13 protein-coding genes and 1 pseudogene are annotated in these 15,724 nt (G+C 71.6%); 2 read left to right on the forward strand and 12 right to left on the reverse strand.

The features are described 5' to 3' along the window. Positions 1–8: 8 nt before the first annotated feature. The 6 genes from AC3ETA_RS23190 to AC3ETA_RS23215 all read right to left on the reverse strand — a co-directional run bounded on the left by AC3ETA_RS23190 (position 9) and on the right by AC3ETA_RS23215 (position 6,705). Positions 9–2,753: a SpoIIE family protein phosphatase gene (locus AC3ETA_RS23190; protein ID WP_432194809.1), complete on the reverse strand. Its 2,745-nt coding sequence runs from the start codon at positions 2,751–2,753 to the stop codon at positions 9–11. 307 nt (positions 2,754–3,060) lie between these two features. Next, on the reverse strand, positions 3,061–3,462 hold the full coding sequence (locus AC3ETA_RS23195) for an ATP-binding protein (protein ID WP_432194810.1): 402 nt from the start codon (positions 3,460–3,462) through the stop codon (positions 3,061–3,063). Between the two features lie 108 nt (positions 3,463–3,570). Beyond that, positions 3,571–3,990 carry a (deoxy)nucleoside triphosphate pyrophosphohydrolase gene (locus AC3ETA_RS23200; RefSeq protein ID WP_432194811.1) on the reverse strand — a complete coding sequence of 140 codons (420 nt, stop codon included), beginning with the start codon at positions 3,988–3,990 and terminating at the stop codon, positions 3,571–3,573. Positions 3,991–4,020: 30 nt separating this feature from the next. Continuing rightward, positions 4,021–4,212: an SPOR domain-containing protein gene (locus tag AC3ETA_RS23205; RefSeq protein WP_432194812.1), complete on the reverse strand. Its 192-nt coding sequence runs from the start codon at positions 4,210–4,212 to the stop codon at positions 4,021–4,023. Positions 4,213–4,563: 351 nt separating this feature from the next. Further along, positions 4,564–5,316 carry a GntR family transcriptional regulator gene (locus AC3ETA_RS23210; RefSeq protein ID WP_432194813.1) on the reverse strand — a complete coding sequence of 251 codons (753 nt, stop codon included), beginning with the start codon at positions 5,314–5,316 and terminating at the stop codon, positions 4,564–4,566. A gap of 159 nt (positions 5,317–5,475) precedes the next feature. Next, positions 5,476–6,705, reverse strand: a complete 1,230-nt coding sequence (locus AC3ETA_RS23215) for a DUF4190 domain-containing protein (protein ID WP_432194814.1) — start codon at positions 6,703–6,705, stop codon at positions 5,476–5,478. 80 nt (positions 6,706–6,785) lie between these two features. Here AC3ETA_RS23215 and AC3ETA_RS23220 point away from each other — a divergent pair, with 80 nt between their 5' ends. Both AC3ETA_RS23220 and AC3ETA_RS23225 read left to right on the forward strand, forming a co-directional pair. Further along, a complete protein-coding gene (locus AC3ETA_RS23220; protein WP_432194815.1) occupies positions 6,786–7,385 on the forward strand; it encodes a hypothetical protein in 600 nt (199 codons plus the stop codon). A 44-nt stretch (positions 7,386–7,429) separates the two neighbouring features. Then, positions 7,430–7,564: a hypothetical protein gene (locus AC3ETA_RS23225; protein WP_432194816.1), complete on the forward strand. Its 135-nt coding sequence runs from the start codon at positions 7,430–7,432 to the stop codon at positions 7,562–7,564. 96 nt (positions 7,565–7,660) lie between these two features. Here AC3ETA_RS23225 and AC3ETA_RS23230 read toward each other — a convergent pair whose 3' ends face one another. From AC3ETA_RS23230 to AC3ETA_RS23255, 6 genes and pseudogenes are all read right to left on the reverse strand, one after another. Then, the gene (locus tag AC3ETA_RS23230) at positions 7,661–9,238 is read right to left on the reverse strand and encodes a S8 family peptidase (protein WP_432194817.1); all 1,578 of its coding nucleotides are present in this window, start codon (positions 9,236–9,238) and stop codon (positions 7,661–7,663) included. A 398-nt stretch (positions 9,239–9,636) separates the two neighbouring features. After that, positions 9,637–9,906, reverse strand: a pseudogene (locus AC3ETA_RS23235) (SDR family NAD(P)-dependent oxidoreductase); the annotation flags it as partial. Positions 9,907–9,962: 56 nt separating this feature from the next. Continuing rightward, positions 9,963–12,305, reverse strand: coding sequence for a DEAD/DEAH box helicase (locus tag AC3ETA_RS23240; RefSeq protein ID WP_432194818.1), 2,343 nt, complete (start codon positions 12,303–12,305; stop codon positions 9,963–9,965). 283 nt (positions 12,306–12,588) lie between these two features. Beyond that, positions 12,589–13,506, reverse strand: coding sequence for an N-acetylmuramoyl-L-alanine amidase (locus AC3ETA_RS23245; RefSeq protein WP_432194819.1), 918 nt, complete (start codon positions 13,504–13,506; stop codon positions 12,589–12,591). 100 nt (positions 13,507–13,606) lie between these two features. Further along, on the reverse strand, positions 13,607–13,837 hold the full coding sequence (locus AC3ETA_RS23250) for a hypothetical protein (protein ID WP_432194820.1): 231 nt from the start codon (positions 13,835–13,837) through the stop codon (positions 13,607–13,609). Between the two features lie 28 nt (positions 13,838–13,865). Then, positions 13,866–15,710 carry a hypothetical protein gene (locus AC3ETA_RS23255; RefSeq protein ID WP_432194821.1) on the reverse strand — a complete coding sequence of 615 codons (1,845 nt, stop codon included), beginning with the start codon at positions 15,708–15,710 and terminating at the stop codon, positions 13,866–13,868. Between the last annotated feature and the right edge of the window lie 14 nt (positions 15,711–15,724).

Consider the following 15,724-nt stretch of genomic DNA (forward strand, 5'->3'; position numbering starts at 1 on the left):
GGGACGGCTCAGAACAGGCTCAGCAACGCCTCCGCCGGGTCCGTGAGGCCGTGCTCGCCGTCCGGCAGGGGCAGTTCGAACCACACCGTCTTGCCGCGGGGGGTGCGCCGGGAGCCCCAGGCCGCGCTGAGGAGGCCGACGAGTTGCAGGCCACGGCCGCCCTCGTCCGTGTCACGGGCGCGGCGGCGCCGCGGCTGGACCAGGCCGGAGTCCCAGACCTCGCAGACCAGGGTGCGGTCCAGCAGGAGGCGCAGTCTGATCTCGCCCTCGCCGTAGCGCAGGGCGTTGGTGACCAGTTCGCTGACGAGGAGTTCCGTGGTGTCGACCAGGGGTTCGAGGTCCCAGGACAGCAGTCGGCCGCGGGCGTACTCGCGGGCCCGGCCCACGCTGCGGGGCTCGCGCGGCAGGGTCCAGTCGCCGACCGAGTCGGCGGGCAGGCCCTGGACCCGTGCCATCAGCAACGCGATGTCGTCCTCGCCGTGGTGGGTGTCGAGGGTGTTGAGGACGTGGTCGCAGACGTCCTCCAACGGCTCGGAGGGGTCGGTCAGCGCGCCGACGAACGCCTGGAGGCCCTCGTCCAGGGGATGGTCGCGGGACTCCACGAGTCCATCCGTGTAGAGCGCCAGCAGCGCGCCCTCCGGAAGCTCGACCTCGACCTCCTCGAACGGCTCCCCGCCCACGCCGAGCGGCATCCCCGGCGGCACGTCGAGCATCAGCGCCGCCTCGCCGGGCTCGACGAGGACCGGCGGCAGGTGGCCGGCGTTGGCGAAGGTGCAGCGGCGTGTGACGGAGTCGTAGACCGCGTACACACAGGTCGCGAGGTACACCTCGGACAGGTCCGCCTCGCGGGGCCGGCGGGCGGCGCGGGTGGCCTGCTGGACGCCGCCGGGTGCGCCGAGGCCGCGTGCGATCTCGTCCAGGGCGGAGAGGACCTCGGCGGGTTCGAGGTCCAGCAGGGCCAGCGTGCGCACGGCGGAGCGCAGTTCGCCCATCGCCACGGCGGCACGCAGGCCGCGGCCCATCACGTCACCGACGACCAGCGCCGTGCGGTGACCGGGCAGTTCGATGACGTCGAACCAGTCGCCGCCCACCTCGCTGGGCCGGTCCGAAGAGGAGTTGCCGGGCAGATAGCGGCACGCGATGTCCAGGCCCGAGGCGACGGGGTCCCCCGGTGGCAGCAGCGACCGTTGCAGTATCAGCGCCCGCTCGTGCTCGCGCCGGTACAACCGCGCGTTGTCGATGCAGACCGCGGCGCGCGCGGCGAGTTCGACCGCCAGGTCCCGGTCCCGGTCCCCGAACGGCTCGCTGCCCTTGGTCCGCGCGAACTGCGCCAGTCCTACGACCGTGTCGTGGGCGACCATCGGCACGGCGAGCGTGGACTGGACGAGCCCGCCCTCCTCGCCGGGCACGTGCTGCGGCCGGGCGGTGCGCAGGGCGTCCGCGCAGGGCGAGTTGAAGGGGTAGTGGTGGACGGCGCCGACCGCGACGGGGGCGCCGCCGCCCACGAAGGGCGCGTCGGAGACCGCGCTGGCGAAGGCGACCCGGCGCAGTTCCGCGCTGCCGTCGGCCAGGCCGGGCGGGGCCTCGTCGCCGGCCAGCAGCCCTTGGTAGAGGTCGACCGTGGCGAGGTCGCAGAAGCCGGGGACGACGACGTCGAGGAGTTCGCGGGCCGTGGTCTCCAGGTCGAGGGAGTTGCCTATGCGGGCGCCGGCCTCGTTCAGAAGGGCGAGGTTGCGCCGGGCGGCGGCGGCCTCACGGGCGGCGGCGCGGCGCGCGGTGATGTCGATTCCGAGCCAGGCGATGCCGATGGGGCGGCCGCTGCCGCTGTGCACCCGGTAGAGGTTGACGGACCAGTGCCGGCGCTCGTCGGAACCCGGCAGAAAGCCGGTGACATGCATGTCCGTGATGGAGTCGCCGCTCTCCAGGACCCGGCGCAGGGTGGCCGAGACGCGCTCGGCCTCGGGGCGCGACAGGTAGTCGTGGACGTCCTTGCCGCGGTGGTCGTCGGGCCGGCCGCCGAACAGTGAGGCGAACCGCTGATTGGCGCGCCGCACCCGCAGATCGGGGTCGATCAGCAGGAACCCGAAGGGAGATTGACCGAAAATCGCCTGCGAGGCGGCGAGGTCGGTCTCCATCCGGCGCAGGGTGCGCACATCGACGACGATGCACACGGCGGCCCGCTCGCCGTCCTCGGTCTGCGTCGGCATGACGTACACCTCGGCGAGGCCGTCCTCACCGGGCCGGCCGTCGGTGTCGTCGGGCACCCGGAAGGGGACCACGCCGGTCCACTCCCGCCCGTCCAGGATCTCCGCCATCTTGCGCTGGCCCTGCTCGCGCAGGTCCGGGTCGACGAACGCCTCGATGGGGTCCATGCCGACGGCGCGCGCGGCGGGGATGCCGAAGATCTGCTCGGCTCGCAGGCTCCACTGGTCGACCAGGCCGTCGGGGCCGATGGAGAAGGACGCGACCTTGATGTAGTCGTAGATCGAGCCGGGCGGACTGCTCTGCCAGACCGGGTCGCCGGGCCGGGTCTCGTCGAACGCGAACACCGGGCCGGAGTCCCGTCCGCCGCTGGCGCCTTGCGCGTCACGGGAGTTCGATATGCCGCCGGAGTTCCGTGTGTCCTGAGAGGCCCGTGTGTCCTGAGAGGCTCGCGAGGCTCGTGTGCCGTCGGACCGCTGTCCCGCGGCCCTCGTCCTCGCGCCGTCCGACGGGTCCTCGGACTCCGTGGCCTTCGCTGGTATCTCGCTCACGCGAACCGTCCCCTCCAGCTCACCGCGTCCGGCACCGGTCACCGGCGGCGGCTGCCCGCAGTATCCAGCACTACGGCCCCGCACAACACGGTGTTCACGATCACAGCACGGTCCCGATGGTTTTCGGTCCCGGCCGCAGAATCACTTCCAGACTTCTAACCAGCGGACACGCAGTCGAATCACCCGGATCCGCAACTGCCAGTGGCCTGAACCATGCGTTCGACAGGGCGAGCGGAGGCGTACACGCTCATGGACGTCTACTGACGGGTCGTACGGGGCCCGGGAACACCACGCGAAGCCCGCGGGGTCACTCCGGCACCGCGAGCTCGAACCACACCGTCTTGCCCGTGTTCCGCCCGGGTCTGGTGCCCCAGCGACGCGAGGAGTGCGCCACGAGCTGGAGTCCGCGGCCGCTCTCGTCCTCCAGATGGGCGACCCGTTCGCGGGGCGGATCCGGGAGCGGGTCGGAGACCTCGACCAGAAGGACGCCACCGAGACGTACGGGGCGCACCAGCCGGACGCCGATGGGACCCGTGGCGTGCCGAAGGGAGTTGGTCACCAGTTCGCTGACCAGCAGCGCCGCGATGTCGGCGAGGCTGTCGAGCCCCCAGTCGCGCAGCCTGTCCCGAACGGCGACACGCGCCGCGCGCACGGCACCGGCCTCCGCGGGAAAGCTCCACTCGGCGCAGTCGCCTTCGGTGTCGATCACGCCGATCACTTCCCAGGCCAACGGGTTCACCCATGTCCGGTTTCACAGGGTTAATGACCACATACCCGATATCCATGGGGCGGTACCGCGTGAAACGTGGAGGACGCGTCAGGATTCCGGGAAGTTCCCCGGGGACCGGAGCCGCGCCGCCACCTCGCGGACAGCAGCCACGTCCTGGTCCAGCCAGTCCACGTCCCAGAGTTCCCCGGGGCCGAGCCAGCGCAGCTCGTCGTGGTCCTCCAGAGGCCCCGGTTCACCTGTTCCGGGCAGCAGACGGACCGTCCACACATGCAGGACGTAGGGGGATTTCAGGGGCCACGCCCCCGGTACGCGCTCGATCACCTCGGTGTCCACACCGAGTTCCTCACGCAGCTCGCGCACGAGCGCCGCCTCGGGCGTCTCGCCGGGCTCGACCTTGCCTCCGGGCAACTCCCAGCGTCCGGCGAGCTCCTCGGGCGCGCTGCGGCGTGCGGCGAGAAGCCGCTCTCCGTCCAGCAGGGCGGCGCCGACCACGATCCGTTCCGTCATGCGCCGGAGCCTACGGGAGCTCAGGGGGCGTCAGTTGTCCGCACCGTCGCCGTTCTGCGCGATCCGCTCGACCCAGTACAACTGCTTGTGGCCCCGGCTGTCGAGGCTGTCCGCGATCTTCTGGGCCTCGGCCCTGGTCGCGTATCGGCCCACGCGATAGCGATTGCCGTTGTCGTCCTGCCGGACGACGAGCCAGGGAAGAGTGATCGTGCTGTCGTTCATCGCGCCCCACCGCCCCTTCCCGCCTCCCGCCGCCCGAGTACCGCTCGCGGCGTGTGCCGTGCCCCGCCCGCTAAGGAAACCGCAATCCGCATATGCCCGAGCCTACGCCTAACCTTTACGCAGCGAATACGCCTTTTCACAAAGAGGTACGCAACCAGCCAAGTCGCAGGGGGCGCACGGCATCGAACGCGCCGTGCGGGGACCTCGGTGCTTCCGGTCTCGGGCATGCCGCGCACGCCGGTGGCGACCTGCGAAAACGGCCAGATTGCAACGGCTTCGGAAAGGAAGGGAGTTGAGGTTCGGCCGACGACAACTGCGGTGCAGGTGTGCGCTACCTCACCAATGGGCGCACTACTTCACCGGTAGGTGGTACGAGACGCGGTAGCGGTCGGCGGGGACGACCACGTCCGCCGTCTCCACCGGACGGCCCGACGCGTAGTAGGTGCGCTGGATGACGAGGACCACGTGACCCGGGACGCCACCCAGCGCCAGCAGTTCCTCCGCGAGGCCGGGGCGCGCGCCCACCTCCTCGGTCACGTTGTCCACGACGACGTCGATGGCGGCCATCCGCTCGACCACGCCCATGCCGCCGAGCGGGCCCTCCTCGGGCAGCATCACGGGGGTGCGGCCCGTGACGGCCAGGGGCTCCCAGGAGGTCGACAGCATCATCGCCTCGCCGGCGTCCCGGAAGAGATAGCGCGTGCACATCACGCGGTCGCCGGGCAGGATGGCGAGCCGCTCGGCGACGGCGACGCTGGCCTCGACCTGCTCGCTCCTGGACTCCCAGGTGCCGCGCACCTCGCCGTCGGCCTGCTCCTGACGGAACGGCGTGGCGCCGCTCGGCGGACGGAAGCCGGAGCGCGCGACCCTGCGGGGCACCGGGCGCTCCCGCACGTACGTCCCGGAGCCGGAGCGGCCCTCGACCAGACCCTCGGCCATCAGCACCTTGCGGGCCTCCAGCGCGACGGTGTCCGAGACGCCGTACTCCGCGCGGATCCTTGCCTGGGACGGGAGGCGGGTGTGCGGTGGCAGTGAACCGTCGACGATCTTCTTGCGGAGATCACCCGCGACGCGCAGGTACGCCGGCTGCTCACCGAAAGTCACTGGCCGCTCCCATCAGGTTGTACAGACAGCAACAGCCTGGCAACCATGAGTTGCCCCACGCAAGCAAAGGCCAGAGAATCACTCGATGTGATGACTTGTGCCCCCCGAGGGCTTTACGCAGGCACTTTCTCCCCGCTATAGCCGCGCTCACACCTCGGTTCAGACATCGAGACCTCCACCACCGGCGCCCTCGTCACCGCCGGAGGAGTCGTCCTCGTACATCGGCACGGTGGTGTCCAGGCCCAGAGCCTCGCGCGCGGTGACCGTCGTGGGGCCGTCGATGTATTCGTACCCGTTGTCGTAGTGCGCGTAGTACGTGTCCGCGTCCTTCGCCGCGGCCGCCTTCGCCCACTCCTTGCGGGCGTCCTCCATCTCGTCGATCAGGTCGGTGACCGGCTGCTCGGTGTCCGCCTCCCAGCGGTGCCCGCGCAGCGCCTCGATCTGTTCGCCGAGGACGGCGTGCACGTCCTTCGCCCAGGCCCGGTTGGCCGCCAGGTCCTCCTCGGGGTACTCCTCGGGCTCCTCGTACAGGGTGACGTCGACGGTGTTGACGGCGGTGAGGAAGGCGACCTGATCGGTGTCGAGCACCGACGCGTCGTTGTGCAGGGAACCGGTCAGCTTGCCGTTGTCCTTGGTGCTGCCGAACATGCAGGTGATCGCGCGGTCGCCGAAGCGCCAGCTCTCCCGTGACGGGATGAAGTAGTACACGGCCGCGTCGTCCGGCAGGGCCCAGGGGTCCATGGCGTAACGGTCCTGGAGCCCGAAGCACTTGTCGTCCGCGATCCGGGACATCTCGTCGTCGCCGGGGTAGGAGGGGTAGGTGTTGTCGGGCAGCTCGACGATCGCGAAGACCTCGGCCTCGTGCTCACCGGAGCACGGCACCTCGTCGACGTCGTAGGTCTCGCCCTCCAGGTCGCCGCCCGGCGAGTCGAAGCAGTCGCCCGTTTCGAGCGAGTAGGCGGTGCCCTCGCCGCTCGCTGCCTCCCTGAAGCCGTCCCAGAAGTCGGAGGCGCCGCCCGTGGACAGCGCCAGCGCCCACAGCACGAGTCCGACGCAGGACAGGACGGAACCGGCGATCGCCATGCCCTTGCCGCGCTCGCCCCGCTTCTTGATCTGCGCCAGCGCTATCAGTCCCAGCACCAGACCCACGGCCGGCACGAAGCAGAGGATGCCGAGGACGAGGGCGCCGATGGCGACGCCGTTGACGGGCACGGGGCGGCCGTACGGGCCGTAGGCGCCGTAGGGGTGGTACGCGTACGGCCCCTGGGCGCCGGGCTCCCCGTGGCCGTACGGCGACGGCGGTGCGTACGGCCCCTGCGCGGACGGCCCTTGGGCCGGCTCCGGAGACCCTTGTGGCTGATGGGGTCCGGGAGGCGGAGGTATGGACACGAGTACCGTGCTCCTGGTTCAGGCGGTGGGAACGGGCGTGCGACTGGGCGAATGGTAAGCGGGGAACGAGGGGGATGGTCATGCCGGTTACGAAAGCGACGATCCGGGCGGTGACCGAGCTGACCGCCCGACGGGCGCAGGCCTCGGACGCCGCCGCGGGCGACGGCACCGTCTTCTCGGCGGCGGGCGCCTGGCCGCCGCTCGCCTTCCTGGCGGACGGCGCGGACGGCCCGGCACGGACGGAACCGGCGGACGGCGCCGTCGGCCTCCCGGCGGACGACGCGGCGGGCACGGCACGGGAGTTGCTCGGCGCGACGGGCACGATGCGCGGGCTGGACTCGGCGCTCGGGCTCCGGACCAAGCGGACGCTTCAGCTGCGCGAGCGCTGGGAGGCCGGGCTGCCGGCCGAGGCGCACGGCGTGCTCACGGGGGATCCGGCGGCCGGCAAGGGGGCGTTGGACGCGTGGGCGGTGAAGCGGACGCGCGGGCCGACCGGGGAGATGCCCATCGCGCCGGCGAAGGACACCGGGATGGTGCCGGCGCGTGCGCCGGCGATGCGGACGAACTGGCTCCGGCGCTTCTGGGGCCATCCGGTCACGCCGGAGACCGGGCCGTGGGTAGACCGGGACAGTCCACGACGGCGCAGTTCGGGGAAGTGGGCTTCCGCGCGGCGGCGGTGACGGCGTTCGGCTTCCCGGCGAGCGGTGCACCGCGGCTCCGCCGGGTGACCACGAGCGTCCGGGCCACCTTCGACCGCCCCTTCGGCTTCCTCGCCCTGCACCGCCACACACGGCTCGTCCTCGCGGCCGGCCGGGTCGGCGACCCTGAGCCGTACCGCGAGGACGAGGAGAACTGCTGAGCGCCGGTTCGGCCGCGCCCTCAGGGGCGCGGGGAACTGCGCGACGAGCCACGGAGCAGCCGCAGCCAGAAGACGGCCATCCGCGGCACTACCCGATCAGAACTGCAGCGCCCAGGCGTCGATACGCCCGGTGTCCAGACGCGCGTTGTCACTCACGCGGAGCTTCCACGTGCCGTTGGCGGCCTCCGAGGAGGCGTTCACCGAGTACGTGGTGTCGATGTTGTCCGAACTGCCGCCGGTGCCGTACGACTTCAGCGTGTACGCCGTGCCGTCGGGGGCGATCAGCTGGACCTGGAGGTCACCGATGTACGTGTGCACGATGTGGACCTCCACGGCCAGGGCCGAGGGGGCGTTGCCGGAGACGCCGGAGACCGTCACCGGGGACTCGACCGTGGAGTTGTCGGCGATGGCGTAGTCACCGGTGTTCTCGAAGCGCGGGCCCGGCGGGGTGGTCGTGCCGCCGCCGACGTACAGCAGCCGGTTGGGCGAACCGGAGCCCGGGTTGCCGACGACGCCGGTCGTGGCGGCGGCCGTCAGGGCCGAGGAGACCTGGGCCGGGGTCGACGTGGGGTTGTCGGCGAGATAGAGCGCCGCCGCGCCCGCCACGTGCGGGGACGCCATCGACGTACCGGAGATGGTGTTGGTGGCGGAGTCGCCGGAGTTCCAGGCCGAGGTGATGGACGAGCCCGGCGCGAACAGGTCGAGCACCGAGCCGTAGTTGGAGTAGCTCGCCCTGGCGTCGGACGAGGTCGTCGCGCCGACCGTGATGGCCTCCGTGACCCGCGCGGGCGACTTGGTGGAGGCGTTGGTCGACTCGTTGCCGGCCGCGACGGCGAAGGTGACGCCGGAGGCGATGGCGTTGCGTACGGCCGTGTCGAGGGCGGAGTCGGCGCCGCCGCCGAGGGACATGTTGGCGACGGCCGGCTTGACCGCGTTCTGGGCGACCCAGTCGATGCCGGCGACGACCTGCGCGGTCGTACCGGAACCGGAGTTGTTCAGCACGCGGACCCCGACGATCTTCGCCTTCTTGGCGACGCCGTACGACGATCCCGCGACCGTGCCCGCGACATGCGTGCCGTGGCCGTGGCCGTCCTGGGCGGTGTTGTCGTTGTCGATGGCGTCGTAGCCGTAGGAGGCACGGCCGCCGAAGTCGCTGTGGGTGATGCGCACGCCGGTGTCGATGACGTACGCGGTCACGCCCTGCCCGGCCGAGTCCGGGTAGGTGTAGGAGCTGTTCAGCGGGAGGTTCTTCTGGTCGATGCGGTCCAGGCCCCAGGAGGGCGGGTTGGTCTGGGTCGCGTCGATGTGGAAGGTGCGGTTCTGTACGACGGAGGCGACCGCCGGGTCGGCGGCGAGCCGCTTCGCCTCGGTCGCGGAGGCCTCGATCGCGTAGCCGTTCAGGGCCTTCCTGTACGTCCGCTCGACGTCGGCGCCGTACCGCTCGACGAGGGCGCGGCCCGCCTGGGAGCCGGAGCGGGCGTGGTCCGCCCTGAGCGTCACGATGTAGCTGTCGGCGACCGCGTCGGCCGCCCCGGCGTACTGGATGCGGCCCTCGGGTGCGGCCGCTGCGGGGAGTGCGGAGACGAGGCTCACGGCGAGCGCCGCCGTGGCCGTGAGGCTGAGGGCGGCGAGTCTTCGCCTGCTGTCTCTGCGGGAGTTACGCATCACTGCCATCTGAGGGATCCTCCTCAATCGGTGGTGCGTCGGTGGGGGGTGCACTGGCGTGACGGAACGTGATTTTGGACAGGAACATGTCAACAGCTGCTTCACACCAGTGCGTCAGCCGAAAGATTGAGGGTTCCACAGGAATTACACAAGGGCCCTGCACGGCGAACCTGACGCGCCTTCGCTTCTGCCACCGTCAAATCGCCACGGTCACGGCACCGGAACCGACCGCCTCGGCGGCACCGCGCACCGCGCACCGCGCAACGCGCACCGCGTTCAGTGCGGTGATGCGGGCAGGGCGCCGCCAGGCATACGGGCGGCGGGTACGCGGAGGCGCGGGGGCGCGGGGACCGGGGCAGTCGTCGAGGTGGGGCAGTCGTCGGAGTGGGTCAGCCGTCGGGGCCGGGTCAGTTGTCGAAGGCTGTCGCTCGGGTGCGCGTCTCCCAGGCCGCGACATCCGTGCGGACCTGGTCGAGGTGGCCGAGGACCGCGTCGACGCCGTCGTCGCCCAACGGCAGCCGCAACGGGGTGTCCTCGGCCTCCAGGACGGCCAGAACGAGGGCCGCCGCCTTCGCCGGGTCGCCGGGCTGGGTACCGTCGCCGCCGGAGACGAACCCGCGGGTCCGGCTCACCTTGGGCTACAGGCCGCTGTCCGTGCTCGTGCCGGCCCCGGCCGTCGCGATCCGTACGGTCGTGGTGATCCGTACGGCCGTATGCGGCACGGCGTTCTCCGTCACGTCCGTTCTGTCGCGGGCGTGGCCGGAGTCGTGGTCGGCGTCGTGGTCGGCGTCGGCGTCGGCGTCGGCGTCGGCGTCGTGGTCGGCGTCGTGGTCGGCGTCGTGGTCGGCGTCGTGGTCGGCGTCGTGGTCGGCGTCGTGGTCGGCGTCGTGGTCGGCGTCGGCGTCGCACCCAGCCGTGCCTGTTCCTCCTCGACGATGCGGCGGGCCAGGTTGATGTCCGAGATGTCGACGGCGTCGGGCGTGGCCTCGGCGACCGCGCTGCGGCGGGCGTAGGCGTCGAACAGGCGGGACTTGTTCTCCAGCATCCGCACCAGGCGTTCGTCGACTCCGCCCGTGCAGAGCAGCCGGTGCACCTGGACCGAGCGGACCTGGCCCATGCGGTGGGCGCGGGCGACCGCCTGGTGTTCGACGGTGGGCTTGAGCTGCGGCTCGCAGAGGATGACGACGGAGGCGGCCTGCATGTTGAGGCCCACGCCGCCGGCCTCGATCTGCGCGAGCAGCACGGCGTGGCCGGGCACGGCCGCGAAGTCGTCGACGAGCTGCTGCCGCCGGGCGGGCGGCACGCTGCCGGAGATGGGTCCGAAGACCCGCACCGCCTCTTCGGTTTCCGTCGCTGCCGGAACCGTGCGGTCCGCGAGGGCCTTGTGCGCGGCTCCCAGGACGTCCCGGAAGGCCGAGAACACCACGACCTTGAGGCCGTTCTCGGCGGCCTCGGCCGCGATCTCGCGCAGTCGGTCCAGCTTCGCCGACCGTTCCGGACGCGCGTACGCCGCCCTGCGCATGGCCATGAAGTTGCCGGCGCGCACGGCCTCGCGGTAGGCCTCCTCGTCCGCCGCGCTGGGTTCCTCCCACTCGTCCGTGTGCTGGAGCGCGGGGAGTTCGGTGAGGACGTCCTGCTGGTTGCGGCGCAGATAGACCGGGGCGACCGCCTTGCGGAACGCCTTGGAGCCGGCCACGCCGTCGTGCTCGTCGACGCGCTCGGCCAGCTCGGGCTGGAGGATCCGTACCAGGCAGCGGAACTCCTCGACGCGGTTCTCCATGGGGGTGCCGGTCAGGAACAGCACCCGGTCGCAGCGCCCCGCCCACTCGGATACGGCCATCGAGCGGCGGGTCTGCGGGTTCTTCACGAAGTGCGCCTCGTCGACGACGAGCATGCCCAGCTCGCCGCCGCCGGGCACCGGGAACCCGCGCAGGGCGTCGAAGGTGGTGACCGCGACGCCGCCCCGCCCCTTCCAGTCGGCGAACGCCTCCTGCCGGTCCGGGCCGTGCAGCGGCGTCACCCGCAGTGCGCTGCGCTTCTCGATCTCCCGGGTCCAGTTGATGAGCACGCTGGCCGGGCAGACGACCAGGAAGTGGCTCCGCCCCCGGCCGGCGAGGTGCGCGAGCGCGGCGATCGCCTGGATCGTCTTGCCGAGTCCCATCTCGTCGCCGAGGATCACGCGGCGCTGGGCGAGCGCGAAGCGGGTGCCGAAGGCCTGGTAGCCACGCAGGGAGACCCGGCGGTGCGTGTCGTCGAGCGTCTGGGTCCTGACCCGCCCGGCCACCTCGTCCGGCAGGAACCCCTCGGCCGCCGCCGGGTCCGGGGCACGGCCCGAGAGCTCGGCGAGCAGTCCGTAGTACTCGGCGGAACGCAGCTCGAAGTCGACCAGCGCGGCCACCTCGGACTCCGGTCGGCGGAGCAGGTCGACGGAGGCCTGGGCGAGCAGTTGCGGCACCTCGTCCCGGTCCGCCTGCTCGCAGACGGCGCGGACCTCGGCCAGGGCCGTCAGCGCGCGTTCCCGTCCGGCCCGGCCCGCGAGCAGCATGCGCAGCCGCCCGGACGCCGGCGCCGCGTCGGCCAGCGGCGGTCCGAGCCGCTCGGTGAGCGTGCCGGCCGTGTCGACGGCCCGGCGTGCCTCGGGGCCCGCCTCCACCAGGACGTTGAGCGCGGCGACCAGTGCGGTGGTGCGGGGCTCCGGCCGGTCCACGTCGATGTGCACGGCGATGGTCTCGCGCACGGCGTCGGCGATCCGGCGGGCCGCGGCCACCGTCTGGTCGGCCGTCTGCTGCCCGACGCCGGGCAGTTGCCGCAGCCGGTAGGAACCGGCGTCCAGGACCTGCCCGACCGTGCGGAACCCGCCCTTCTCCACCTCGCCGAGTCGCAGCCTGCCCTCGGTGAGGTCCTTCAGGCGGGCGACCGGGATGGCGTCCAGTTCGGTGCGGGCCAGGTCGTCATGGATCGGTTCCAGGGCGGCGCGTACGGCCTCGACGGCCCGCGCGTGATCGTCGACGACGGCCTGCGCCGCCTCGAACAGCCGCCGGCCCCGGGCCACCGCCTCCCGCTCGCTCCGCCCCATGGCGCCCCGCCCCTCTCGCCCCTCTCACCGCGTCCCCGCATCCTGCCACCCCTGGGGCGAGGGCCGTCGCCGGGTGGTCCGCCCAAGGTGCGGCTCGTCCTGCCGGACAGCGAGATGCCTCCTCCGCCCGCCGAGGGCGACTTGGTCCATGAACTCGCCCTGGAACACACCGCGGTGCCCCACACCGACCTGACGCCCCCCCCCGGGTGCCCTGCCGCTCACAGCGTCCCGGAGCCGGGGCGGATCACCAGGCCCGCAGGACGCATCCACCCCTGGCTGGTGTTCAGCTCTTCACATCGAGACGGACCGTCGCCGAGATGCTCTCGATGGCCAGTCGGATCTCCGACTTCAGGGCGTCGAGGTCCACTGCCGGACCAGCCGCCACCGCACCGACGAGCTTGTCGATCGTGGCGGCCTGGGCCTCCACCGCCGCCTCCACCCGCTGCAGCCGCCCGGCCATCCCCCACAGCAGCATCTCCTTCGAGATCTTCGCGGTCCCGCCCTTCAGGGGGTCGTCACCGGTCAGTGCCCACACCCGGCGGGCGATGCTGTCGAGGTCGGCGTCGGTCAGGGCCATGTCGTCATCCTGCTTCTGCTGCTGGGAGTCGCCGGTGAGCTGCCGCTTGATGCCGGCCCGCAGGTCCTTCATGGAGAACCCGCGCGGGTCGACCTTGGTGTCGGTCCACTCCTTGTGCGCGATCACCGACCGCTCCGACCAGCCGTGCGCCCGGCACAGTGCGGCCGACGCGCGCTTGATCGCGTCCAACTGCGCCTGCGGCCAGGGGTCCTTGCCGTCGCCGAGGTTGACGCACTCGAAGCCGTAGAAGTGGGTGTTGCCGTCCGTGTTGTTCTCGTTGGGGGCGGGCAGCGTGGCGCGTTCGGCGATGACGGCCTTGAGCACGTCGTCGTCGCCCGAACCCGCGTGGTTGGCGCGGCCGTTGCCGACGAGGTGGACGGTGCCGTCCTTGGCGATGACGCCGAGGCACAGGGGGCCGGGCAGGCCGGCGTAGCCGTCTCGGCAGAGGTCCACGCTGGCCTTGGTGCCGGAGGTGACGGTGTGGTGGATCATCACCCCGTTCACGGGCCCCCAGGCGCCCTTGTGGTTGCGGTTGTGGGTGCGCCAGCCGTCGACCTCGACGACCTTCACACCTTCGGCCTTCAGGGCGGCCACGATGCGGGCTGCGGACAAGGGGGTGGCCATGGGACCTCCAGACGTGGGACGAGTCCAGGCCGGACCGGCACAGGACGTACGGGGAATGAGGGGGCGTCAGGCGCCACGGCGCACGGTGACCGTCGGTGCTTCACGCGTCCGCGGGTTGACTCGCCGTCACGGGCGGTGCGGGCTCGGCGGCGTGGGTCTCCGATGCGTTCTCGGCGGCCAGGAGTTCGTTCAGCACCTGGAGGGCGCCGCTGATGCGGAGCAGGGTCTGCTGGAGGTCTGCCTGCTTGGCCTCCAGGTCGGCGAGCATCCGCTGCCCTTCGCGGTACTCGGACTCCAGTTCGGAGACGCGCTTTTCTATTTCGGCTCTCATATCGGTCGTCCTTCACAGGGGTACGCGGTCATGCCGAAGCCAGGGGCTTGAGGACCCAGCGGCGGTACGTGCCGGCGGGATTGGGACGTGAGAGAACGTGGTGTGTATCGGTGCCCGCCTTCAGATCGGAGGCATAGGCGTACTGCTGAAGGCGGGTGCTGAAGACCTCGACGTTCAACTCCCCCGCGGCGAGCCTCTTCAGCACGTCCAGCTCGGCCTGGCCGACGGTGACCGATCCGATGGTCAGTGACTCGGCATGGACTCCCCCGGCCCAGAGGTCGTGGTGGGCGTCGGCGCTCATGTTCCCGGTCTTGATGTGCAGCCCGTCCGGCTGCCCTTCGATCCGGTGCCAGTATCTGCTGCTGTGGTGGAACCGGATGCTGGGGTGGACGTCTGCCTGAAGGGGATTCCCGTGGCCCTGGAAGAGTTCCAGGAACAATCGCTTTCCGCCGGAGGCCGTGTCGTCCCGATGCAACCTCAGGTGAGGCTCCGCGGGGTCGTCGGTGTCGACGTGCTTCGTGGTCCATCGGGCGGTGAACGGGCCGCTGCCGAGGGAGATGTCACCGTCGGTGCCAATCGTGAGCCGGTGCGCCTGGTTGGTGACGAAGGTCAGCGGGCTGTTGGTCCCGGTGCCCACGATCATCCCGGCCGCCGCGCCGAACATGCCCGTGTCGTGCGCCATCACCCGCGCGTCCACCTTCGCGGTCCGCACCGACAGCTTGGTGAGGCCCGTGCCCACGACGTCGACGACCCGACCCCACCCCTCCGTGCCCACCAGGGTGGTCGCGCCTATGCCCACGTGTCCGTCGGCGGTGACACTGAGCCGGGCCGCCCCCGCGGTGACCAGAGTCAGCGGACTGGCGGACGCGGTGCCCACGGCCATGCCCGGCGCCGCGCCGAACGCGCCCCCCTCGTGCGCCGACACGTGCCCCTCGATGTTCGCGGTCCGCACCGACAGCCTGGTTCTCCCGGTACCCACCACATCGACGACCCGGTCCCATCCGCCGCTGTTGTCCGGTGCGGTGGTGCCGATGCCGACATCGCCGCCGGGGGCGACGAAGAGCCTCGTGGTGCCGCCGTCGGGATCGCCTGAACCATGGGTCCTGACGTGCAGCCCCTGTCCCCTGCTCGGCCGCCGGTCGTACTCCAGGGAGTAGCCCTCGTGCTCGCTCTGCGAACCAGCCCACAGCCGGAGGCCACTGCGGTGGCCGTCGCCGCCCGCCACCTTGAACGTCAGGTGCCGGTCCTTGGGGCCGTAGTCACCGATCTCCAGGTCGCTGACCGGAGCGTCGGTGCCGACCCCGAGCGCGCCCGCGACCGAGAGGGTGAGGTGCTGTGCCGCGGTGAGGTCCACCGTGACCTCGTCCCCGCTCTCGGCGACGGCGACCCTGGCGAGCAGCACCGTGGGAACGTCGTCCAGGTCGGGCGAGGCGTCGTCGGGAGCGACCGCGGTGGTGCCGTCCGGGGCGAGCACCACGATCCGGGGGCTCTCGTCCCAGCGGCGCTCGCTCGCCACACCGTCCGTCTGTGCCACGTCCGTCGCGGCTTCCCGGTAGGCCAGGTGCACCTCGATGTCCTGCCGGCCGTCGAAGTCCTGGAGCGACACGGTCGTGTCCGAGGCCAGGACGAGGTGCCGGCCCAGCGAGTCCACCGCCATACCCGCGGTCACCTTGAGCAGGGACTCGCCGTCCGAGGTCTCCGGGGCCACTGTCAGGCCCGCGCTGATGCCGGTGAGCCGCAGCAGCCGGCTCTGCCTGCGCTCGCGGTCGAGGTGGAACCTCTGCTCGTCGATGAAGTCCTGGTCCACCAGGTACTGCCCGTCGAAGAAGCGGACGCGCTTCGGTACGACGTCGGGTTGGGTGTAGTCCGCCATCGGGCTCCTCCGGA

The sequence above is a fragment of the Streptomyces sp. bgisy027 genome, assembly GCF_057710365.1.

Excerpts from the sequence above, each read along its gene's own strand:
- AC3ETA_RS23240 (WP_432194818.1), bottom strand. The coding sequence starts at position 12,305 with ATGGGGCGGAGCGAGCGGGAGGCGGTGGCCCGGGGCCGGCGGCTGTTC.
- AC3ETA_RS23220 (WP_432194815.1), top strand. The coding sequence starts at position 6,786 with ATGCCGGTTACGAAAGCGACGATCCGGGCGGTGACCGAGCTGACCGCC.
- AC3ETA_RS23200 (WP_432194811.1), bottom strand. The coding sequence starts at position 3,990 with ATGACGGAACGGATCGTGGTCGGCGCCGCCCTGCTGGACGGAGAGCGG.
- AC3ETA_RS23250 (WP_432194820.1), bottom strand. The coding sequence starts at position 13,837 with ATGAGAGCCGAAATAGAAAAGCGCGTCTCCGAACTGGAGTCCGAGTAC.
- AC3ETA_RS23205 (WP_432194812.1), bottom strand. The coding sequence starts at position 4,212 with ATGAACGACAGCACGATCACTCTTCCCTGGCTCGTCGTCCGGCAGGAC.
- AC3ETA_RS23245 (WP_432194819.1), bottom strand. The coding sequence starts at position 13,506 with ATGGCCACCCCCTTGTCCGCAGCCCGCATCGTGGCCGCCCTGAAGGCC.
- AC3ETA_RS23230 (WP_432194817.1), bottom strand. The coding sequence starts at position 9,238 with ATGGCAGTGATGCGTAACTCCCGCAGAGACAGCAGGCGAAGACTCGCC.
- AC3ETA_RS23255 (WP_432194821.1), bottom strand. The coding sequence starts at position 15,710 with ATGGCGGACTACACCCAACCCGACGTCGTACCGAAGCGCGTCCGCTTC.